Genomic DNA, 20,036 nt, shown 5'->3' on the forward strand with positions numbered 1-20,036 from the left:
AAGCGGACTAGTCTCTCCAGCCAATAACTGTAAAAAACATGGAAATAATTTCGACTTCGCCAAGCCAGCGTTTTCAGTTGCGGGTTGACATATGGGAAGCTAGAAATTCATTATGGGTTTACAGCCCGAGCATTTGGGATCTAGAACGAGAGTGTCGGTTGCTTTCATTCGACGACGAATCTTGGTCAGTTGATTCGAGCGATTGGCTCAGCGAGGCAACTGTTCGCTTATCTCTACGCAAATTTCCCGGAAACCATCGTCCGGAACAGTTGAGTGTAGAGATAGACTGCGTGGCTTTAACTGCAGTAGTGCTTCCTTCAGCAAGGTTTTCCCTTGTAGACCTTGAAGCAGGCCTCAACCATGCGCTTACTTGGGTTTGAGGACAACTCTGAGGATTCAACCAATGTGTTGCGAGCACCGATTGAATGCACAGGCGATAGCAGACGTACCGACAATGCGTGGTGAGGTTTTGTTCGTCGCCCTATAGTCCAAGCTCACTTAGCCCAAGATGCCCGTCAGGCCGACGGCCCAGCGGCCAGTGGAACTTGCGCTCCGATTCCTTGATCGGCAGATCGTTGATGCAGGCAAACCGCCGCTGCATCAGGCCTTGTTCGTCGAACTCCCAGTTCTCGTTGCCGTAGGAACGGAACCAGTTGCCCGAATCATCGTGCCATTCGTAGGCATAGTGCACGGCGATGCGGTTGCCTTCGTAGGCCCACAACTCCTTGATCAGCCGGTAGTCGAGCTCCTTCGCCCATTTGCGGCTCAGGAATTGCACGATCTCGGCACGCCCCGTCGCGAATTCGGCGCGGTTGCGCCAGCGGCTGTCCGGCGTGTAGGCCAGGCTGACGCGCTCGGGATCGCGCGAGTTCCAGCCGTCTTCGGCCAGGCGGACCTTCTCGATGGCGCTCTCGCGGGTGAAGGGCGGAAATGGTGGGCGGGCTTGGATGCTGTCGTTCATGGTGGATTCCTTCACTATCAAAGATCGAGGACAAGGCGTTCGCTGCGGGCGCGCGAGACGCAGGGGCACATCAGGCCGGCCAGTTCGCGCTCGCTGCGGGTGAGGACAGCATCGCGGTGCTCCGGCACACCTTCCAGCACTTTCACTGCGCAGGCGCCGCAGTTGCCGAGGCGGCAGTCGGAAGGCGCATCGATACCGGCAGCGCGGATGGCGTCGAGCAGGCTTTGGGCGGGCGGCACCTGTACCGTCACGCCAGAGCGGCGCAGCACCAGTTCGACGGCCTGGCCCCCTGCCGGGGCATCGAAGCGTTCGAAACGCAGGCGGGCGGGATCGATGCCGGAAGCCTGCACCGCCGCGAGCAGCCGTTCCGGGCCGCAAACGTAGAACACGGCATCTGGCGGCGCATCGGCCACGATGCGCTTCAGCTCCAGCCGCTCGCCATCGGCATAGATGCGTGCGCCGGGCGGCAGCTCGCCACGGTAAGCCAGCTGCGCACGGGTGCGGCCCGCATAGTGCAGCTGCCAGGGCGTGCCGCGCGCGGCCAGCGCTTCGCACATCGGCAGCAGCGGCGTGATGCCGATGCCGCCGGCGATCAGCACCGCCGGCCGCGCGTCCGTGTGCAGGACGAAGTCGTTGCGGGGCAGGGCGCAATGCAGCACCGTGCCCAATTGATAATTGCGCTGCACGGCGGCCGACCCGCCGTCCTCGTCCCGGCGCAGCACGGCGACTTCCCAGTCCTTGCCGGCACGGGCTGCCGAGACGATGGAGTAGTGGCGCACTCCCTCGCGGCCATCCTGCAGACGCACCGGCAGCGCCAGGTGGGCGCCGGGCGCGACTTCCGGCAGTGGAGCGCCGTCGGCGCTCGCCAAGCTGTAGGCGCGCACCAGCGGCGTGAGCTGGCGCATGCCGCTCACCACCAGCGATAAGGGCCCGCTGCCCAGGCTTGCCGGCGCGTCGGGCGCCAGCTTGAGCAGCTTGCCCAGCATGGCTCGGCCCGCCGGCTCGGCCGCCATCTCCACCAGCTCCTCTTCCGAGAAGCGCTGCACGATGTGCTGCGGGCAGTTGAAGTCGAAGGCTTCGACCGTGATCACGTAGGCGCGCTCGATGCGGGCGCGGTAGGCCGGCACTTCCAGCTTCGCCACCAGTTCCGGCTCGTCGCGCTCGTGCACGATGCGGGCGCGGCCCCAGATCTTGAGCCGGCCGCGGGTGGCGAAGTCCATCAGGATCAGCATCACGCGCGCGTCGTGTTCCAGGTTCCCGGCCGAGATGTACTGGCGGTTGCCGGCAAAGTCGGCGAAGCCGATGGTGCGCTCGTCCAGCACCTTGAGGAAGCCGCGCGGACCGCCGCGGTGCTGGACGTAGGGCCAGCCGTTCTCGCCGCTGCTGGCCATGAAGAAGGTCTCGACGCGTTCGATGAAGGCGGCGTCGCGCTCGCTGACGCGGTCGCGCGTACTCGGGTCGATATCGAAGCCGGCGTTGGCGGCCCGGCTGCCGTAGCGTTCCTGCGCCCGGCGCACCGAGGGCGTGTAGGCGATGCTGGAGAATGCGCGTGCCATGGCCGGCTCCTTCGTGCGTGATTGGTCAGGCGGCGCGTTGCAGCGCCACTTTCGGGAAGTCGATCTCGACGCGGCTGGCCTTGCCCAAAATATTGGTCAGGATGTTCATGCCCACGTGGGTGATCACCTCGACGATGTCGGCATCGCTGTAGCCGGCCTCGCGCATCTCGACCAGTTCGGCCGTGGTGACCTCGCCCTTGTGCTCGGCCAGCGAGCGTGCGAAGCGCACCGCCACTGCGGCCTTGGCGTCCTGGCTGGAGCCGGCGCGGTTGGCCAGGATCTCGTCGCCGTTCAGGCCCGCCTGGCCGCCGATGGCGCTGTGGGCCGACAGGCAGTATTCGCAGGAGTTCTGCTCGGCCAGGGCGAGGGCGATCCGCTCGCGGGTCTGCAGGCTCAGGCTTCCTGCGCCGGCGATGCCGTGCAGGCCCAGGAAGGCCTTCAGCGCGGCGGGCGAGTTGGCCAGCACCTTCAGGAAGTTGGGCACCATGCCCAGCTGGCCGTGGATGGCGTCCAGCAGGGCGCGCTGTTCTGCGCTGGCGGATTCATTGGTGACGACGGTGATGCGGCTCATGCTGTTCTCCTTGATTGGTGAGTCTTTCCGCAAGGAGAATCTTGCGCTCTTTACCGCAGCAAAAGAATATCCGTAGAATGAACAACACTCTTTCATCTATCGGAATAATGGAATGGACCGCCTGCACCTGATGAGCGTTTTCGTCGCCGTCGCCGAGAGCGAAAGCTTTTCCGCCGCCGCGCGCCGCCTGGGCATGTCGGCGCCGGCGGTGACGCGCGCCGTCTCCGCGCTCGAGCAGCGCCTGGGCGTACGCCTGCTGACCCGCACCACGCGCTTCGTGCGCGCCACCGAGGCCGGTTTGCGCTACCTGGAGGATGCGCGCCGCATCCTCGCCGAGGTCGACGAAGCGGACGAAGCGGCGGGCGGCGTCAACGCCACCCCGCGCGGACGCCTGGCGATCACCGCGCCGGTGCTGTTCGGCCGCATGTACGTGGCGCCGGTGGTGGTCGACTACCTGCGGCGCTATCCCGACGTGACGGTGTCGGCCCTGTTCCTGGACCGCGTGGTGCACCTGGTGGAAGAGGGACTGGACGCCGGCATCCGTATCGGCCACCTGCCGGATTCCAGCCTGCAGGCGATCCGCGTGGGACAGGTGCGCAGCGTGCTGTGTGCCTCGCCGGCCTACCTGAAGGAGAGGGGATTGCCGCATTCGCCGGAGGACTTGCGCGAGCACGTGCTGATCGCCGCCAGCGGCCTGTCGCCAACCTCGGAATGGAAGTTCGTGCGCGACGGCGAAGCATTCAGCCTGAAGATCAGCCCGCGCCTGACGGTCACCACCAACGATGCGGCGATCGAGGCGGCGCTGCGCGGCTTCGGTATCGCGCGCCTGCTGTCCTACCAGGTCGCGTCCCAGCTGGCGGCGGGGGAGATGCAGATCGTGCTGGGCGACTACGAGGCGCCGCCCTTGCCCATCCACGTGATCCACCGCGAGGGCAGGCACTCGGCCGCCAAGGTGCGCAGCTTCGTCGACATGGTGGTCGAGCGGCTGCGCGCCGACGGCTCGCTCAACTGAGTCAGTCGGACTCGCCCTCTGCCTTGGGAGGATAGGTGATCCGCGTACCCTCCACGTGGGCGAAGGGCGTGAGCTTGTGCGGTCGGCGCGCCTGTTTGCCCAGGATGTGCTCGACCTGCACCTGGCGCACCGTCAGCGCATCGGCCACCATCGAGCGGTGGCAGCGCCAGGGCACGGCTTCGGCGCACATGAGGGCGCAGCGCTCGTCCTTGGCCAGCTGCGCCACCACGTCCACGTTCTCCGCGAATTCCTCGCTCTGCATGTAGTCGGCGTAGCCGCGGAAGGATTCGTTGCGCCAGCCGGCGTTGGGAGAATCCTTGCGCGGACGGCGCAGGCCGCCCAGGCCGGCCAGGTAGCGGTAGCCGATGCCGGCCCGCGCCAGCGATGCCGGCAGGCTGTCCTGGCCGAACTGCGGATTGCGGCGCGACTTGGGCACGGTGCGGATGTCGAGCACGCACCCGACGCCATGGGTCTGCAGCAGCTCGATGAATTCCTCGATCGAGCGGTTGGAGTGGCCGATGGTGCAGACCACTTCCGTCATGGCGTCTCGCGCAGCAGCGGCAGGGTCATCACGAAGCTGCTGCCCGTGCCGGGGCCCTCGCTGTGCGCGCTGATGGTCCCGTCGTGCAGCTCCACGATGCTCTTGACCAGCGCGAGCCCCAGTCCCAGCCCGCCTTCGGCCCGGTCGGGCGTGCGTTCGGCCTGCGCGAACAGTTCGAACACGCGCGGCAGCAAGTTCTCGTCCATGCCCTGGCCATTGTCCGCCACGGCGATGCGCACGCTGCCTGCATCCGCTTCCGCCGTCAGCCGGATCGTGCCGCCCGGCGGCGTGTACTTGGCGGAGTTGTTCAGCAGGTTGGCCACCACCTGCACCAGGCGCGTGCGGTCGCCCAGCACCAGCGCGCCGCGCGCCGGCATGCTGGTGTGCAGCGTATGCTTCCTGGAATCGATCAGGGGGCGGGTCGGCTCGATGGCGCTGTCGAGCACCGAGCCGACGTCCACTTCTTCCTTGTTGACCGAGGCCAGGCCGCGGGTCACGCGCGACACATCCATGATGTCGTTGACCAGGTCGCGCATGTGCTTGACCTGGCGGTCGATGATCTCGCTCGAGCGACGGATGTTGTCCGGGTTCTGGGCGCCCAGCTTGAGCAGCTGCGCCGCGGTGCTGATCGGGGCGAGCGGATTACGCAGCTCGTGCGCGAGCAGCGCCAGGAAATCGTCCTTCCTGCGGTCGGCGTTCTTCAGCGCTTCCTCGGCTTCGCGCTGCACGGTGACGTCGGTGTTGGTGCCCAGCCAGCGCAGGATGTGCCCCTCGTGGTCGCGCACCGGCACCGCGCGCGACAGGAACCAGCGGTATTCGCCGTTCGCGCCACGCAGGGGGAAGGTGTCTTCCCACACGCGCTGTTCGACCACGATGGCCTGGTGATAGTGCGCCTTGACCCGCTCGACATGGTCGGGATGATGCACGCTTTCCCAGCCATAGCCTTGCACCTGCTCGAGCGTGGTGCCGGTGTAGTCGAACCAGCTTCTGTTGTACCAGTAGATGTTGCCGTCGGGGCCGGCCATCCAGGCCAGCTGCGGGATGTTGTCGGCCAGGGTGCGGAAGGTCTGCTCGCTGGCTTCGAGCGCGCGCTGCGCCTTCTTCAATTCGCTGATGTCGAGGATGTAGGCGATGCCCTCCGAATACGTGCCCTGGAAGCTGGTGGCGCCGATGAAGACCGGCACGCGGCTGCCGTCGCGGCGGAAGTACTCCTTCTCGAAGGGCTGCATGATGCCGGTCAGCTTCAGGCTCTCCAGGGCCGCCCAGTCGAGCGGCAGCCACTCCGGCGGCGTCGCGTCGCGCCACGACAGCCCGTGCGCGTCGAAATCCTCGCGCGTCAGGCCCACCATCTTCAGGAAGGCGTCGTTGGCCTTGATCAGCGTGCCGTCGTGGCGGAATTCGATGATGCCGATCAGGTCCGAATCGACGATGGTGCGGAAGCGCGATTCGCTGAGCCGGCGCGCTTCTTCCGCCGCCACCTGCTGCGTGATGTCGACCACGGCGCCGGACATCGAGACCGGCCTGGCGCCCGCATCCAGCTGTACCGTCGCGCGCCCCTGGATGTGCCGCACCATGCCGTCGGGACGCAGCACCCGGAACACCTGCAGGTAGGGTTCGCCGGTCGCGATCGAGCTGGAGATGGTGGCCTTGACGGCGGCGCTGTCGTCCGGATGGAGCGAGGCCAGCATCCGCACGAAGGGCTGCGTCTCCTCGTCCGGCAGGACCAGCATGCTCGTGAAGTTGCGGTCGCCCCTGATCGTGCCGGCCGCGATATCCCAGCGCCAGGTGCCGATCTGCGCCGCCTCCAGCGCGACCGTCAGGCGCGACTGGGTGTCCTGCAGGGCGGCCTTGATGGTCACCTGCTCGTGGATATCGGTGCAGGTGCCCATCCAGCGGATGATGGCGCCGGTATGGTCGCGCAGCGGCAGGGCGCGTCCCAGGTTCCAGCGGTATTCGCCGGGATGGTGGCGCATCCGGTATTCGATCTCGTAAGGCTCGCCGGTGTCCAGGCTGTAGCGCCAGCGGCGCATGGTGCGCTCGATGTCATCGGGGTGGTACAGCCCGATCCACGCGTTGCCGTCGCCCGAGCCTGCCGACCAGCCGGTGTATTCGTACCAGCGCTCGTTGAAGTAGTCGTGATAGCCGTTCGGCAGGGTCGACCACACGATCTGCGGCATGGCCTTCGTGATGGTCCTGAAACTGGCTTCGCTTTCGGCGAGCGCCCGCTCCGCGCGCTTGCGTTCCGTGATGTCGCGGTAGAACACGGCGAGCTTGTCCTGGAAGGGATAGGCCCGCGCTTCCACCCAGATGTCCTGCCCCAGGTGGGGATAGACCTGCTCGATGCGGACGTGGGCGCGTTCCGTCATGGCCTTGCGGTAGGCGGCGCCGATCTGCAGGTCTTCCGACCCGGGCCACACCTCCCAATGGGTGCGGCCGAGGATCTGTTCGCGCGGCCGGCCGTCGATGCGCAGCGCCTCGGCGTTGATCTGCAGGATGCGGAACTGCTCGTCGAGCAGGATGAAGCCCTCGTCGACGGTTTGCAGGACCATCTCGCCGACCTGGTCCGCACTGGCGTCGCGCACCAGCGCCAGCAGCGCGGCACTGCCCCCCGCATCCACCTGCCGCATGGACACCGCGCACCAGACCAGCTGCTGGTCGGCGCGCAGGAAACGCATGCCGAACGAACAGGCGCGCAGTTGTCCGGCCAGCACCGCATCCATCGCATCGCCCCCGGCCAGCGTCGCCTCGCCGAGCTGGGCGAGCGGGAGCCCCTGAAGCTGGGGCGCGGCATGGCCGAGCAGCTCGGCAAACAGGTCGTTTGCAGCGGTCAGCTCGCGCTGGGCGGAACAGATGAAGGCGGCGGCGGGGAGGGCATCGAGCAGGGAGGCTTCTCCCATCGACACGTCTTCCACCCTGGCTTGCCGCGGTGTCGAAAGTTCTCGTGCGCTCACGGTTCATGTCCGGATGGGGAGTGCCGACTCTAGCACTGCAGACGTTTTCATGGCGCTCGGCGAGGCAGCCAAAAAAAAAGCCCGCATTGCGCGGGCTTGAAGACTATTTTCTTGGAGGAGAAATAGTGGAGACAGGTGCAGTATGCTGCGTCGCAAAATATAAATCCAATGATATGTTGTGATGTCCTAAATTAGTTTTTGATATATCTCTAGTAGACTTCGCTGGTCTGGCGCAGGGTCCGGGCCGCCGCCACCATATTGGCGAGGGCCGGCCGCACCTCTTCCCAGCTGCGGGTTTTCAGGCCGCAGTCCGGGTTGATCCACAGGCGCTGCGCCGGGATGCGCGCAGCCGCCTGGTGCATCAGCCCTACGATCTGCTCCTGGCTTGGGATGTTGGGCGAATGGATGTCATATACGCCCGGGCCGATCTCGTTCGGGTAGCGGAAGTCGTCGAAGGCCGCCAGCAGCTCCATGTTCGAGCGCGAGGTCTCGATCGTGATCACGTCCGCATCCATCTCCGCGATCGCGGCGAGGATGTCGTTGAACTCCGAATAACACATGTGGGTGTGGATCTGGGTCTCGTCGCGCACGCCGTTGGCGGCGATGCGGAAGGCGTCCACCGCCCACGCCAGGTAGGCGTCCCAATTCGCGCGGCGCAGCGGCAGGCCTTCGCGCAGGGCCGCCTCGTCGATCTGGATCACGCGCACGCCGGCCCGCTCCAGGTCCAGCACCTCGGCGCGGATGGCCAGCGCCAGCTGGCGGCAGGTGAGGGCGCGCGGCTGGTCGTCGCGCACGAAGGACCAGTTCAGCATGGTCACCGGGCCGGTCAGCATGCCCTTCATCGGCTTGCCGGTCAGCGACTGGGCGTAGGCGGTCCAGGCCACCGTCATCGGGCGCGGGCGCTGGATGTCGCCGTACAGGATGGGCGGCTTGACGCAGCGCGAGCCGTAGGACTGCACCCAGCCGTTCCCGGTGAAGGCATAGCCGTCGAGCTGCTCGCCGAAGTATTCGACCATGTCGTTGCGCTCGGCCTCGCCGTGCACCAGCACGTCCAGTCCCAGCGCTTCCTGCTCGCGCACGCAGCGGGCGATCTCGGCGCGCATCGCGGCCTCGTAGCCGGGGGCGTCGAGCTCCCCGCGCTTGAACTGGCGGCGCGCCTGGCGGATGTCGGTCGTCTGCGGGAAGGAGCCGATGGTGGTGGTCGGGTAGGCCGGCAGCTGGAGCAGCGCCGCCTGGCGCGCGCTGCGCGCTTCGTGGCCGCTCCGGCGCTGGCCCATGGCCGGGGTGATGGCGGCCAGCGCGGCGGCGACCTCCGGCCTGGCGACGCGCGGCGAGGCGCGGCGGCGGTCGACGGCGGCGGCGTTTTCCACCAGGGCTTCCTGCACCCGGCTGCGGCCCTGGTCGAGGGCGGTGGCCAGGATCTGCAGTTCGAGCAGCTTCTGCACGGCGAAGGCGAGCCAGGAGCGGATCTCCGGATCCAGCGCTTCCTCGCTGCGCAGGTCGACCGGCACGTGCAGCAGCGAGCAGGAAGGCGCGATCCACAGGCGCTCGCCGATGCGGCGCTGCACCGGTTCCAGCCAGGCCAGGGTGGCGTGCAGGTCGGTCTTCCAGACGTTGCGGCCGTCGACCACGCCCAGCGACAGCACCTTGTCTTCGCCCAGCGCGTCGATGGTCAGGCCGACTTCGCCCGGCGCCTGGATCGCGTCCAGGTGCAGGCCGTCGACCGGCAGCGCGCAGGCCAGCGGCAGGTTTTCTTCCAGCGGGCCGAAATAGGTGGCCAGCAGCAGCTTGACGCCGCTGCCGCGCAGGCGCTCGTAGGCGCCGGCGTAGGCGTCGCGCCAGGCCTGGTCCAGTTCCGTGACCAGGGCCGGCTCGTCGACCTGCACCCATTCGACGCCTTCCGCTGCGAACCAGGCCAGCAGCTCGGCGTACACCGCCAGCAGTTGCGGCAGCAGGGACAGGCGATCGATGTTGTCCTTCGCCTTCCCGAGCCAGAGATAGGTGAGGGGACCGATGACGACCGGCTTGGCCTTCACCTTCAGCGTCCGCGCCTGCGCCAGCTGTTCCGCCAGACGGCCGGTATTGAGCTTGAAACGGGTGGCGGCGCTGAACTCGGGGACGATGTGGTGGTAGTTGGTGTCGAACCACTTGGTCATCTCGCCCGCCTGCACGCAGCCGCAGTCGTGGCTGTCCGCGCGGCCGCGCGCGATGCGGAAGTAGGCTTCCAGCTCGCCGCTGCCCTCAAAAGCGTGCGCATGGGCGCGCTGAGGCACGTTCCCGAGCGTGAAGCTCATGTCCAGCACCTGGTCGTAGAGCGAGAAGTCGCCCACCGGGGCGAAGTCGAGCCTGGCCTGCTGCTGCCAGTGGCGCGCGCGCAGCTCGGCGCTGAGTGCCGCCAGTTCCTGGGCGGAGGTGTCGCCTTTCCAGTGGCGCTCCAGGGCGAACTTGAGTTCGCGCTGGGCGCCGATGCGCGGGAAGCCGAGATTGTGCGTGATGGTCATGATGCTCATTCGTTAGTAGGTGAATAAGCCCATCATAGGGGAGGCGACTCATGAATAAAATTGGTATGATTTCATGAATCTATTAATTTCTTTCATAGTTCAGCCATGCTCGAACGCATCCACCTCTCCATCATTCGCGAAGTCGACCGCCGCGGCTCCCTGACCGCGGCTGCCGAAGTGCTGTTCCTGACCCAGTCGGCGCTCAGCCACAGCATCCGCAAGCTGGAGCAGCAGCTGGGCACCGAAGTCTGGACGCGCGAAGGCCGCGCGCTGCGCCTGACCCAGGCCGGCGAGTCTCTTCTCGGGCTGGCCAGGCGCGTGCTGCCCCAGCTCGAACACGCCGAGCGCCAGATGCAGCAGTACGCCCAGGGCCAGCGCGGCACCCTGCGCATCGGGATGGAATGCCATCCCTGCTACCAGTGGCTGCTCCGGGTGGTCGCGCCCTACCTGGCCAGCTGGCCGGAGGTGGATGTCGACGTCAAGCAGAAATTCCAGTTCGGCGGCCTGCAGGCGCTGTCCACCTACGAGGTCGACCTGCTGGTCACGCCCGATCCTTTGTTCAAGCCGGGCCTGCGCTTCGTGCCGGTGTTCGACTACGAGCAGATGCTGGTGGTGGGCCGCCATCACCCGCTGGCCGGGCGCGAGTTCGTCGAGCCCTGCGACCTGTCGGATGAAGTATTGATTACTTATCCGGTCGACATCGAGCGGCTCGACATCTACAACCAGTTCTTCGTGCCGGCCGGCTGCGCGCCGCGCGAGCGCAAGACCATCGAGACCACCGACATCATGGTGCAGATGGTGGCCGGCGGTCGCGGCGTGGCGGCGCTGCCGGGCTGGCTGGTGCAGGAATATGGGGCGCGCATGCCGGTGGCGCCGGTGCGCCTGGGCCGGGAGGGCATCGCCAAGCAGATCTTCCTGGGCACGCGCGACGAAGACGCGGGCCTCGACTACCTGGAGGCCTTCGTGGTGCTGGCGCGGGAGACCTGAGCTTGTTATGGTTGATGGTGCATCGAACATTCATTGGAAGGAGAACGTGTTGGAACAGGCATCCGAACTGGAATATGTAGGCTTCTGGGCGCGCGTGGGGGCGACGCTGATCGATACCATCCTGCTGTGCATCCTCACGCTTCCCTTGCTGGTGGGGGTGTACGGCGTCGCCTACTTCGGCAACGAAGCCTTCATTGCCGGCCCGGCCGATTTCCTGATTTCCTATGTGCTCCCGGCGGTGATCGTCGTGCTGCTGTGGGCAAGGATGTCGACCACGCCGGGAAAGATGGCGATCGGCGCCACCATCGTCGATGCGCGCACGGGTGGCAAGCCGACGACCCGTCAATTCGTCATCCGCTACCTCGGCTACTATGTCTCGGTGCTGCCTCTGCTCCTGGGCTACATCTGGGTCGGATTCGATGCGCGCAAGCAGGGCTGGCACGACAAGATGGCGGGAACGGTAGTCGTCCGGCGCAAGGGAGGCGCGGCCGAGCCGGTGCGTTTCGAGCAGCCGGGCCGCTGAGCGCCAAACATTGTTACAAACTATGCGGTGGCGCCTGCCTTCTCAGTAGTGCGCCAGCCTTGTAACATGTCAGCCATTTAGTTCGACGAAAGACCTTCATGACCTTCACCACGCTTTCCCGCGCGCTTTGCCTCGCCACCTTCGCCGCCGCCTGCGCCGCGCCGGTCCACGCCGACAGCTTCACTTCCTCCGCTTCCAGCGCGGGCTCGGCATCCTCGGCCAGCATTTCCGATTCGATCAGCGGCTCCAGCAACAGCTCGAGCGGCGAAGACCGCGTGGCTGCCGGCCAGTACCGCGTGATCAACGTCGCCCAGGCGCCGGGCAAGGCGGACACCACCCGCATGACCTTGCGCGCGGTCGCCGGCGCGCGCGAGTTCCACCTCGACGTGCCCGATCGCGCCCTGGCCCAGCGCCGCGTGAACGCGGGCGAACTGGTGGAAGTGAAGGCGCGTGTGTACGGCTTCGAATTCGCCTACGGCGACACCCAGCGTCCGTTCTTCCTGGCGCTGCAGGACGACTGGTACCGCGAACTGCAATCGCGCAAAGTCACCGGCTGATGTTCGCCAGATTGGCCCTCGCCGCGCTCGGCCTGTCGGCGAGCGCGGGCGCCTGGGCCGGCCTGCCCACGTTCTGCGAGCGCGCGCAGGACATCACAGCCGAAGAGCAGGACCGCGTGCTGCGTTTCGCCGGCGTGGTGAAGCAGGAGCTGGAGCGCTCCGGCGCGCGCGCCGCCCTGATCGCGCGCGCGGGCACGGACCTGAGCCGCTTCGGCCTGCTGTATTCGCACGCCGGGATCGCCCTCAAGGACAATCCCGGCAGCCCCTGGGCCGTGCGCCAGCTGTATTACGCCTGCGACGAATCGCGTCCGCGCCTGTTCGACCAGGGCGTGCCGGGCTTCGCGCTCGGCGCGGATGCGCCGCTGCGGGGCCACATGTCGCTGCTGTTCCTGCCCGACGAGGAAGAACGCCTGCTCGAGCAGGCGGCACTGGACAAGCCCCTGGCGCTGGCCCTGCTGGCCGGGAAGTACAGCGCCAACGCCTATGCTTACGGCACGCGTTACCAGAACTGCAACCAGTGGGTGGCGGAGCTGCTCGCCAGCGCGTGGGGACGGCTCGATGGACAGCAAGCGCCGCGCGAACAGGCGCAAGCCTGGCTGCGCGAGCAGGGCTACGCCGCAGGTCCCGTGAAAATCCCTTCGCACCTGTTGATGTTCGCCGGGCAGTTCGTGCCCCTGGTGCACCTGAACGACCACCCGGTGGAAGATATCCACGCGCTGGCGCTGCACGTGAGCGTGCCGGCCTCGATCGAAGCCTTCGTGCGCCGCCAGGCGCCGCAGACGCGCCGGGTCGAGGTCTGCCACGACGAGCAGCGCATCGTCGTGCGCCGCAGCGGGGAGCCGCTCGATGCGGCCTGTACGCCGATGCCCGGTGACGAGGTGACCGCCATCGCGCCCTGAAGCGGCGCGCTGTCGTCGCTCAGGCGGCGCGCGCCAGCCCTGCGAGCGAGGCGTGGACCTGGTCCAGCCGGTGGACTTCGCAGGTGGGCAGCGCCTGCGAAGCATTGGCCAGTCTGCCGGGATTGAACCAGCAGCTGTCGATGCCGTAGCGGTTCGCCCCAAGAATATCCGCATCCAGCCGGTCGCCGACGATCACCGTCCCGGCGTGGGAAAAGCTGCGCGCCATGCGCGTCGTGTACTCGAAGAAGCGGCTGTCCGGCTTGGCATGGCCGCAGGCTTCCGAGGTCGCGATGAAGGAAATGTGCCCGCCCAGCCCGGAGCTGGCGATGCGGCGCCGCTGGATGTGGTCGACGCCGTTCGTGATGATCCCGATTTCGCCGCAGGCGGCGAGCGATTCGCACAGGCGCAGGGCGCCGTCGATCAGCACCACGGTCTCCGACAGCGATTCCAGGTACAGGCGGCTGGCCGCTTCGGCGTCCAGCTCCAGCCTGTGCGCGGCGAAGGTCTGGCGGAAGCGCTCCACCTTGAGGAAGTCTTTCGTCACCGTACCTTGCTCGAAGCGCTTCCACAAATCCAGGTTGATGGCCTGGTAGTCCGGGAACAGCGCCGCGCCGGGTTCGTGCAGGCCGAGCTCGCGCATGGTGCGGGTGAAGGAGAGTTGTTCGGAAGCCCGGAAGTCGAGCAGGGTGTCGTCCAGGTCGAAGAGGAACAGCGTGTATTTCATGGCGCTTGCCAGGCGGTGGCGGGTCTGCATGGTAGCACGGCAACCCCGCAGGCGAGCGAAGCCCGGCCTGTGCCTGCTTGAAACATCCTTGTCATATGGCTAATATGTACTCAGCTGTGCAGCCGGGAGAGGATCATGCTGGAGTGCAAAAAGCGAGACGAGGACAAGCACGAGATCGACTACAGGACCATGAAGCTGATGGTGGCGGCGATCTCCCTGACCCTCAGCGGGTTGACGCTGTATTTCGCCGAAGGGCCGCTGGCGTCGATCAGCCACGCCTATTGCGCGGACGGCATGTCGCGAGACATCTTCGTCGGCTTCCTGTTCGCGATCGCCGCCATCATGAGCGCACACAACGGCGCCGACGACTGCGAAAAAGTGGCGAGCAGGCTCGCGGCCGTGTCGGCGCTCGGCGTCGCCTTGGTGCCTACCTCCTGCAGGGACGATGTCGCATCGACCTGGCATTTCCTGTTCGCCGCCGCCGTCTTTGCGATTCTCGCCTGGTTCTGCTGGTCGTTCTACCGGCGCGCGGGGACCAAGCCGCATCCGGAGTACGCGGCAAGGCGCAAGATCGTGTACGGGATCTGCGGAATCGGCATCCTTGCCATGATGGGGCTGATCGCCGCACACAAGTTCTTCGGACTGTGGCCGGCGTTTAACGTCACCTTCAATGGCGAAGCGATCGGCCTCGCGCTGTTCGGGGTGTCCTGGCTGGTCGCGAGCCACTTTCTCCCGTATTTCGATCATCCCGGGGAGCGCATGAAGGTGACGAAACCTCCGGTCCCCCAGGCATAGCGGGCAGGCTTAACTGCGCGGCAGCGGCTTGCCGCGCGCGATCACTTCGCGGCAGTCGCCTTTCATGGTGGCGTCGTCGTAGTCGGTCCAGCCCCAACTGTCCACGTAGCGCTTGTGGCGCTTGAACGCCGGGTTCAGGAAGCTGCGCTCCAGGCGCTCGTCCGGATAGCGGATGTCCGCCATGTCGAGCACCGTGTGGAACATGTTCTCGGTCGACAGCTTGGCCTTGCGGTGGCGCCGCAGCTGCGCGATCTTGGACGGGAAGCGCTCCGCATACGCATCCGAATACCAGACGAAGGCCGGCACATGGAATTCATACTGGGTGTTATGCCCGTGGAAGGCGATGGTGCAGGACTTGTCATATAAAGTCTGCCCATGGTCGGCCACGTACAGCAGCGAGGACGGCAGGCCGGATTCCTTCAGCACCCCGATCACGTTGGCCAGGAACCAGTCGGTATAGAGGATCGCGCTGTCGTAGCTGTTGCTCATCTTCGGCCGCAGCGACTTGTCGGTGACGTCCGGCTTGTCGATGCCGGCCAGCGAGGGCTGCCAGCGGTCGAATTCCTTCGGGTAGCGGTGCGCGTAGTTCCAGTGGCTGCCCAGGGTATGCAGCACGATCAGCACCTTCTGCGCCGGATCGCGCACCGCGCGCCGCAGCGGGTCGAGCAGCACCGCGTCGTAGCTGGCGCTGTCGCTGAAGCCGCCCAGGTTCAGGAATTCCACCTGGTCCGCCTCCTTGGCGAACACCGACACGGGCGTATCGAACTTGCCGAAGGAAACCTGGTTCGACAGCCAGAAGGTCTTGAAGCCCGCCTCCTTGAAGGCCGACAGGAAGGATTTCTCGTAGAAGCCGTCCTTCAGGCTCTGCATGGCGGGCTTGCGCGAAATGATGACCGGCACCGACAGGCGGGTGGCCGAGACCGGCGTGATCACGTCCGGCAGGGTCACCAGGTTCGCCTCTTTCGACAGCAGCGGATTGGTCTCGCGCGCGTAGCCGTTCAGGCTCCAGCGGTCGAAGCGCGAGGATTCGCCCAGCACCATGACCACGATTTGCGGCGCATGCGTGTCGCCCAGCTGGTGCGCGCCGAAGCGGAAGGCGGCGCTGCGCTGGTTCAGCTCGGCCAGGTGGACGCGCTCGCGGTAGAAATCGACCCCGCGCGCGGCCAGGCCGAAAGGCCAGGACTGGGCCGTGGCGCGCAGATCGAAGGGCAGTTTGGCCCAGTGGGGCAGCGGCGGCAGGGCAGGGGAGGCCGACGCCGCCTTCGCCAGGCGCGCGCCGGCGCTGGCCACTTGGACGGAGGCGGGCGATTGCGCAGGCGTGGGCGGCGCCACGCCATACTTGTAGCTGTAGACCAGCACGCCCAGCCCGGCGCCCAGCACCGCCAGCGCCGCCCAGCGCGAGCGGTCGTTCCAGTCCAGCGCGCGGGTGCGCCAGGCCACTATCCAGGTGGAGATCCACCAGGCCAGCACCGCCAGCAGCGCCGCGCCCAGCAGCCACACCTGGCCGCCCAGGAATTCCGAGGCTTCGCTGGGGCTGGTCTCGGCGATGATCCCCAGGTGGTGGGTCGAGATCCCCTGGCCGTAATAAGTCAGCAGGTAGAGCTCGGTCGGCAGGGCCAGGAAGGCCGGCAGCAGCAGCCAGTGGAAGTAAGCCGGCCGCTTGAACAGGGCCCAGGCGGCGATCCAGCCGAACACGCCGATCCCGGCCACGCGCCAGGGATCGTCGAGCGGGGCGCCCATCAGCGGCGCGATAAAAGGCACGGCCGAGAGCGCCGTATAGCTCAGCAGCAGATAAACAATAGCGGGGCGCAGCAGGGTTCGCATCGACTGGAAAAGGCCGGAAAGTCGGCTATTATGCTTTCTTTATCTCTTGGAAGGCTATGTCCACCGGACAAGCCTGATGCCACGCCGACAGCCCTTTGTCGCTGGCATGCCACATTTGCCACGGTTTACCGCCCAGCGGGCCGCCGCCGGGTTGGCGGGACGGCAAATTGGTTGACCCGCTTGACCATCGGGTCTATACTCGCGAGTTCTCGAATTTATTCTGCACATCGTATACGCATTCGCAGCCGCTCCTTCGGTGAGTGGCTTTCGTCGCCTCTGCAGTCTGTAGGATACGGGACTAGGTTTTAGTCCCCGGGCCAAGTTTGTGCCGGCCCGGGTCGTCAACGTAGTAGTACTTTGTTGGATTAAGAACGATGCCAACCATCAATCAACTGATTCGCAAGCCGCGTGAAGCCGCGGTTGTGAAGAGCAAGTCGCCGGCACTGGAAAACTGCCCGCAAAAGCGCGGCGTGTGCACCCGTGTGTACACCACCACGCCGAAGAAGCCGAACTCGGCACTTCGTAAAGTCGCCAAGGTGCGCCTGACCAACGGTTTCGAAGTCATTTCGTACATCGGCGGTGAAGGCCACAACCTGCAAGAACACTCGGTCGTGCTGATTCGCGGCGGCCGTGTGAAAGACTTGCCGGGTGTGCGTTACCACATGGTCCGCGGTGCACTGGATACCCAGGGCGTGAAAGACCGTAAGCAGGCCCGTTCGAAGTACGGTGCCAAGCGTGCCAAGGCTGCCAAGAAGTAATTCATCAGCCAGTCACATTTACTAGATAAGTTGAGCCGGCCGGAAGGCCGAGTAAGTGAAGGGTCATGAGGGCCTTTCGCGAGTGCGACAAGCACTCAACTGAAGACAGGAAGGAATTGAAATGCCACGTCGTCGTGAAGTACCTAAGCGCGAGATTCTGCCGGATCCAAAATTCGGCAACACCGATGTCGCCAAGTTCGTCAACGTTCTGATGCTGTCCGGCAAGAAGTCGGTCGCAGAAAACATCATCTACGGTGCGTTCGAATACATCCAGACCAAGTCGGGCAAGGACCCGCTGGAAGTGTTCGCGACCGCGATCGCCAACTGCAAGCCGATGGTCGAGGTGAAATCCCGCCGTGTCGGCGGCGCCAACTACCAGGTGCCAGTGGAAGTCCGTCCGGTTCGTCGTATGGCGCTGTCCATGCGTTGGTTGCGCGAAGCCGCAAACAAGCGCAGCGAAAAATCCATGCCGCAACGCCTGGGTGGTGAACTGATGGAAGCGGCGGAAGGCCGCGGCGGCGCGATGAAGCGCCGTGACGAAGTGCACCGCATGGCTGAAGCGAACAAGGCGTTCTCGCACTTCCGCTTCTAAGCAAGTGGCCAAACCTCGAAGGGGGTGCGGCCAAGTATCCGTTGTTCAGGCCGGGCACATTTTGATTTCAAAATGCTGCTCGGTTTTGTCCATTCAAAGATTTAGGAAAAATTATGGCACGCACTACCCCCATTGAGCGCTACCGCAATATCGGTATTTCCGCTCACATCGACGCCGGCAAGACCACCACCACCGAGCGTATCCTGTTCTACACGGGCGTGAACCACAAGATTGGTGAAGTGCACGACGGCGCCGCTACCATGGACTGGATGGAGCAGGAGCAAGAGCGCGGCATTACCATTACCTCGGCAGCGACCACCTGCTTCTGGAAGGGTATGGCCAACAACTTCGAGCCGCACCGCTTCAACATCATCGACACCCCGGGCCACGTCGACTTCACCATCGAGGTGGAGCGTTCGATGCGCGTCCTGGACGGCGCTTGCATGGTCTACTGCGCAGTGGGCGGCGTGCAGCCGCAGTCGGAAACCGTGTGGCGTCAGGCTAACAAGTACAAGGTTCCGCGTCTGGCCTTCGTCAACAAGATGGACCGTACCGGTGCGAACTTCTTCAAGGTCTACGAGCAGATGCGCGCTCGCCTGAAGGCCAACCCGATCCCAATCCAGATCCCGATCGGCGCCGAAGACAACTTCAAGGGCGTGGTCGACCTGGTCAAGATGCAGGCGATCTTCTGGGACGACGCGTCCCAGGGCATGAAGTTCGAATACCGCGACGTGCCGGCCGAACTGCAGGACCAGGCCAACGAGTGGCGCGAGAAGCTGGTCGAAACCGCCGCTGAAGCGTCGGAAGACCTGATGAACAAGTACCTCGAAGAAGGCGAACTGTCGGAAGCCGAGATCAAGAAGGCGCTGCGCGATCGCACCATCAACGGCGAAATCGTCCCGATGATGTGCGGCACCGCATTCAAGAACAAGGGCGTGCAGGCAATGCTGGACGCGGTCATCGAATACCTGCCGTCGCCGATCGACATCCCGCCGGTTGGTGGCACCGACGAAGACGACCAGCCGGTCACCCGTAAGGCCGACGACAACGAGAAATTCGCTGCGCTGGCATTCAAGATCATGACCGACCCGTTCGTCGGCCAGCTGATCTTCTTCCGCGTGTACTCGGGCGTCATCAATTCGGGCGACACCGTCTACAACCCGATCAAGGGCAAGAAGGAACGCGTCGGCCGTATTCTGCAGATGCACGCGAACCAGCGCGAAGAGATCAAGGAAGTCCGCGCGGGCGACATCGCCGCTGCTGTCGGCCTGAAGGAAGCGACCACCGGCGAAACCCTGTGCGATCCGTCGGCACCGATCATCCTCGAAAAGATGGTGTTCCCGGAGCCGGTCATCCAGCAGGCTGTCGAGCCGAAGACCAAGGCTGACCAGGAAAAGATGGGCCTGGCACTGAACCGTCTGGCTCAGGAAGACCCGTCGTTCCGCGTGCGTACCGACGAAGAATCGGGCCAGACCATCATCGGTGGTATGGGCGAGCTGCACCTGGAAATTATCGTTGACCGCATGAAGCGCGAATTCGGCGTGGAAGCAACCGTCGGCAAGCCGCAGGTTGCCTACCGCGAAACCATCCGCAAGGCAGTCACCGACGTCGAAGGCAAGTTCGTCAAGCAGTCGGGCGGCCGCGGCCAGTACGGTCACGCCGTGCTGTCGATCGAACCGCAAGAGCCGGGCAAGGGCTTCGAATTCGTCGACGCCATCAAGGGCGGCGTGGTTCCGCGCGAATACATCCCGGCAGTCGAGAAGGGTGTGCGCGAGACCCTGACCACCGGCGTGCTGGCTGGCTACCCGGTCGTGGACGTCAAGGTCACCCTGACCTTTGGTTCGTACCACGACGTGGACTCGAACGAAAACGCGTTCCGCATGGCAGGTTCGATGGCGTTCAAGGATGGTTGCCGTAAAGCCAACCCGGTCATCCTCGAGCCGATGATGGCCGTGGAAGTCGAGACCCCGGAAGACTACGCCGGTACCGTGATGGGCGACCTGTCGTCCCGCCGCGGTATGGTGCAGGGCATGGACGAAATCCCGGGCGGCGGCGGCAAGATCATCAAGGCCGAAGTCCCGCTGTCGGAAATGTTCGGTTACTCGACCTCGCTGCGTTCGGCAACCCAGGGCCGTGCGACCTACACGATGGAATTCAAGCACTATGCTGAAGCACCGAAGCATGTGATCGACGCCATCGTCACCGCGAAAGCCAAGTAATTAAAAGAATGGGGGCAAGCATGAGCTTGTCCCCCGCAATCAAAAAAACAATCGTTTCTTTTTAA

General features: G+C 65.2%; 17 protein-coding genes. 9 read left to right on the forward strand and 8 right to left on the reverse strand.

Features of this window, described 5'->3' with window-relative positions:
* Window positions 1–481: 481 nt before the first annotated feature.
* Genes KBW95_RS01965 through KBW95_RS01975 form a run of 3 tightly spaced genes read right to left on the reverse strand, consistent with a single transcriptional unit; the run spans window position 482 to window position 3,088 of the window.
* Complete coding sequence (locus tag KBW95_RS01965) at window positions 482–961, reverse strand: nuclear transport factor 2 family protein (protein WP_211527362.1); 480 nt, start codon at window positions 959–961, stop codon at window positions 482–484.
* Between the two features lie 17 nt (window positions 962–978).
* The gene (locus KBW95_RS01970) at window positions 979–2,517 is read right to left on the reverse strand and encodes a 2Fe-2S iron-sulfur cluster-binding protein (protein WP_211527363.1); all 1,539 of its coding nucleotides are present in this window, start codon (window positions 2,515–2,517) and stop codon (window positions 979–981) included.
* Window positions 2,518–2,542: 25 nt separating this feature from the next.
* Window positions 2,543–3,088 carry a carboxymuconolactone decarboxylase family protein gene (locus KBW95_RS01975; protein ID WP_211527364.1) on the reverse strand — a complete coding sequence of 182 codons (546 nt, stop codon included), beginning with the start codon at window positions 3,086–3,088 and terminating at the stop codon, window positions 2,543–2,545.
* Between the two features lie 112 nt (window positions 3,089–3,200).
* On the opposite strand from KBW95_RS01975, the gene KBW95_RS01980 reads away from it, so the two are divergent.
* The gene (locus tag KBW95_RS01980; RefSeq protein WP_211524819.1) at window positions 3,201–4,100 is read left to right on the forward strand and encodes a LysR family transcriptional regulator; all 900 of its coding nucleotides are present in this window, start codon (window positions 3,201–3,203) and stop codon (window positions 4,098–4,100) included.
* A gap of 1 nt (window position 4,101) precedes the next feature.
* Here the strand turns inward: KBW95_RS01980 and KBW95_RS01985 are convergent, their stop codons facing one another.
* From KBW95_RS01985 to metE, 3 genes are all read right to left on the reverse strand, one after another.
* Window positions 4,102–4,641: a DUF488 family protein gene (locus KBW95_RS01985; RefSeq protein WP_211524818.1), complete on the reverse strand. Its 540-nt coding sequence runs from the start codon at window positions 4,639–4,641 to the stop codon at window positions 4,102–4,104.
* The gene (locus KBW95_RS01990) at window positions 4,638–7,538 is read right to left on the reverse strand and encodes a PAS domain S-box protein (RefSeq protein ID WP_211527365.1); all 2,901 of its coding nucleotides are present in this window, start codon (window positions 7,536–7,538) and stop codon (window positions 4,638–4,640) included. Before KBW95_RS01990 ends, KBW95_RS01985 begins: the two co-directional genes overlap by 4 nt.
* Window positions 7,539–7,801: 263 nt before the next feature.
* Entirely contained in the window at window positions 7,802–10,093 is a 2,292-nt protein-coding gene (gene metE / locus KBW95_RS01995; protein ID WP_211527366.1) for a 5-methyltetrahydropteroyltriglutamate--homocysteine S-methyltransferase, read from the reverse strand.
* A 105-nt stretch (window positions 10,094–10,198) separates the two neighbouring features.
* On the opposite strand from metE, the gene KBW95_RS02000 reads away from it, so the two are divergent.
* The 4 genes from KBW95_RS02000 to KBW95_RS02015 all read left to right on the forward strand — a co-directional run bounded on the left by KBW95_RS02000 (window position 10,199) and on the right by KBW95_RS02015 (window position 13,059).
* Window positions 10,199–11,080 carry a LysR family transcriptional regulator gene (locus KBW95_RS02000; RefSeq protein ID WP_211527367.1) on the forward strand — a complete coding sequence of 294 codons (882 nt, stop codon included), beginning with the start codon at window positions 10,199–10,201 and terminating at the stop codon, window positions 11,078–11,080.
* A gap of 49 nt (window positions 11,081–11,129) precedes the next feature.
* Window positions 11,130–11,603, forward strand: a complete 474-nt coding sequence (locus KBW95_RS02005; protein WP_229429486.1) for an RDD family protein — start codon at window positions 11,130–11,132, stop codon at window positions 11,601–11,603.
* A gap of 98 nt (window positions 11,604–11,701) precedes the next feature.
* Complete coding sequence (locus tag KBW95_RS02010; RefSeq protein ID WP_211524813.1) at window positions 11,702–12,160, forward strand: hypothetical protein; 459 nt, start codon at window positions 11,702–11,704, stop codon at window positions 12,158–12,160.
* Window positions 12,160–13,059 carry a DUF2145 domain-containing protein gene (locus tag KBW95_RS02015; RefSeq protein ID WP_211524812.1) on the forward strand — a complete coding sequence of 300 codons (900 nt, stop codon included), beginning with the start codon at window positions 12,160–12,162 and terminating at the stop codon, window positions 13,057–13,059. The genes KBW95_RS02010 and KBW95_RS02015 overlap by 1 nt, the downstream gene beginning before the upstream one ends.
* Before the next feature lie 19 nt (window positions 13,060–13,078).
* Here the strand turns inward: KBW95_RS02015 and KBW95_RS02020 are convergent, their stop codons facing one another.
* Window positions 13,079–13,783 (reverse strand): YjjG family noncanonical pyrimidine nucleotidase, encoded by a 705-nt coding sequence (locus KBW95_RS02020; protein ID WP_211527368.1) that lies wholly within the window; start codon window positions 13,781–13,783, stop codon window positions 13,079–13,081.
* Window positions 13,784–13,918: 135 nt separating this feature from the next.
* On the opposite strand from KBW95_RS02020, the gene KBW95_RS02025 reads away from it, so the two are divergent.
* Window positions 13,919–14,578: a hypothetical protein gene (locus KBW95_RS02025; RefSeq protein WP_211524811.1), complete on the forward strand. Its 660-nt coding sequence runs from the start codon at window positions 13,919–13,921 to the stop codon at window positions 14,576–14,578.
* 9 nt (window positions 14,579–14,587) lie between these two features.
* On the opposite strand, the gene KBW95_RS02030 is transcribed toward KBW95_RS02025, so the two are convergent.
* Window positions 14,588–16,402 carry a phosphoethanolamine transferase gene (locus KBW95_RS02030; protein ID WP_211524810.1) on the reverse strand — a complete coding sequence of 605 codons (1,815 nt, stop codon included), beginning with the start codon at window positions 16,400–16,402 and terminating at the stop codon, window positions 14,588–14,590.
* A gap of 374 nt (window positions 16,403–16,776) precedes the next feature.
* On the opposite strand from KBW95_RS02030, the gene rpsL reads away from it, so the two are divergent.
* From rpsL to fusA, 3 genes are all read left to right on the forward strand, one after another.
* Window positions 16,777–17,160: a 30S ribosomal protein S12 gene (rpsL, locus tag KBW95_RS02035; protein WP_036240557.1), complete on the forward strand. Its 384-nt coding sequence runs from the start codon at window positions 16,777–16,779 to the stop codon at window positions 17,158–17,160.
* A 121-nt stretch (window positions 17,161–17,281) separates the two neighbouring features.
* Complete coding sequence (rpsG, locus tag KBW95_RS02040) at window positions 17,282–17,752, forward strand: 30S ribosomal protein S7 (RefSeq protein WP_211524809.1); 471 nt, start codon at window positions 17,282–17,284, stop codon at window positions 17,750–17,752.
* 113 nt (window positions 17,753–17,865) lie between these two features.
* Complete coding sequence (gene fusA, locus KBW95_RS02045) at window positions 17,866–19,971, forward strand: elongation factor G (protein WP_211524808.1); 2,106 nt, start codon at window positions 17,866–17,868, stop codon at window positions 19,969–19,971.
* The last annotated feature ends 65 nt before the right edge of the window (window positions 19,972–20,036 follow it).

Origin of the sequence: Massilia sp. ZL223 (assembly GCF_018119395.1) — a bacterium.
GTDB lineage: Bacteria > Pseudomonadota > Gammaproteobacteria > Burkholderiales > Burkholderiaceae_D > Telluria.

What these genes read in the sequence shown, in the direction of transcription:
- KBW95_RS01965 (WP_211527362.1), bottom strand. Translation starts at nt 961, where the DNA reads ATGAACGACAGCATCCAAGCCCGCCCACCATTTCCGCCCTTCACCCGC.
- KBW95_RS01970 (WP_211527363.1), bottom strand. Translation starts at nt 2,517, where the DNA reads ATGGCACGCGCATTCTCCAGCATCGCCTACACGCCCTCGGTGCGCCGG.
- KBW95_RS01975 (WP_211527364.1), bottom strand. Translation starts at nt 3,088, where the DNA reads ATGAGCCGCATCACCGTCGTCACCAATGAATCCGCCAGCGCAGAACAG.
- KBW95_RS01980 (WP_211524819.1), top strand. Translation starts at nt 3,201, where the DNA reads ATGGACCGCCTGCACCTGATGAGCGTTTTCGTCGCCGTCGCCGAGAGC.
- KBW95_RS01985 (WP_211524818.1), bottom strand. Translation starts at nt 4,641, where the DNA reads ATGACGGAAGTGGTCTGCACCATCGGCCACTCCAACCGCTCGATCGAG.
- KBW95_RS01990 (WP_211527365.1), bottom strand. Translation starts at nt 7,538, where the DNA reads ATGGGAGAAGCCTCCCTGCTCGATGCCCTCCCCGCCGCCGCCTTCATC.
- metE (WP_211527366.1), bottom strand. Translation starts at nt 10,093, where the DNA reads ATGACCATCACGCACAATCTCGGCTTCCCGCGCATCGGCGCCCAGCGC.
- KBW95_RS02000 (WP_211527367.1), top strand. Translation starts at nt 10,199, where the DNA reads ATGCTCGAACGCATCCACCTCTCCATCATTCGCGAAGTCGACCGCCGC.
- KBW95_RS02010 (WP_211524813.1), top strand. Translation starts at nt 11,702, where the DNA reads ATGACCTTCACCACGCTTTCCCGCGCGCTTTGCCTCGCCACCTTCGCC.
- KBW95_RS02015 (WP_211524812.1), top strand. Translation starts at nt 12,160, where the DNA reads ATGTTCGCCAGATTGGCCCTCGCCGCGCTCGGCCTGTCGGCGAGCGCG.
- KBW95_RS02020 (WP_211527368.1), bottom strand. Translation starts at nt 13,783, where the DNA reads ATGAAATACACGCTGTTCCTCTTCGACCTGGACGACACCCTGCTCGAC.
- KBW95_RS02025 (WP_211524811.1), top strand. Translation starts at nt 13,919, where the DNA reads ATGCTGGAGTGCAAAAAGCGAGACGAGGACAAGCACGAGATCGACTAC.
- KBW95_RS02030 (WP_211524810.1), bottom strand. Translation starts at nt 16,402, where the DNA reads ATGCGAACCCTGCTGCGCCCCGCTATTGTTTATCTGCTGCTGAGCTAT.
- rpsL (WP_036240557.1), top strand. Translation starts at nt 16,777, where the DNA reads ATGCCAACCATCAATCAACTGATTCGCAAGCCGCGTGAAGCCGCGGTT.
- rpsG (WP_211524809.1), top strand. Translation starts at nt 17,282, where the DNA reads ATGCCACGTCGTCGTGAAGTACCTAAGCGCGAGATTCTGCCGGATCCA.
- fusA (WP_211524808.1), top strand. Translation starts at nt 17,866, where the DNA reads ATGGCACGCACTACCCCCATTGAGCGCTACCGCAATATCGGTATTTCC.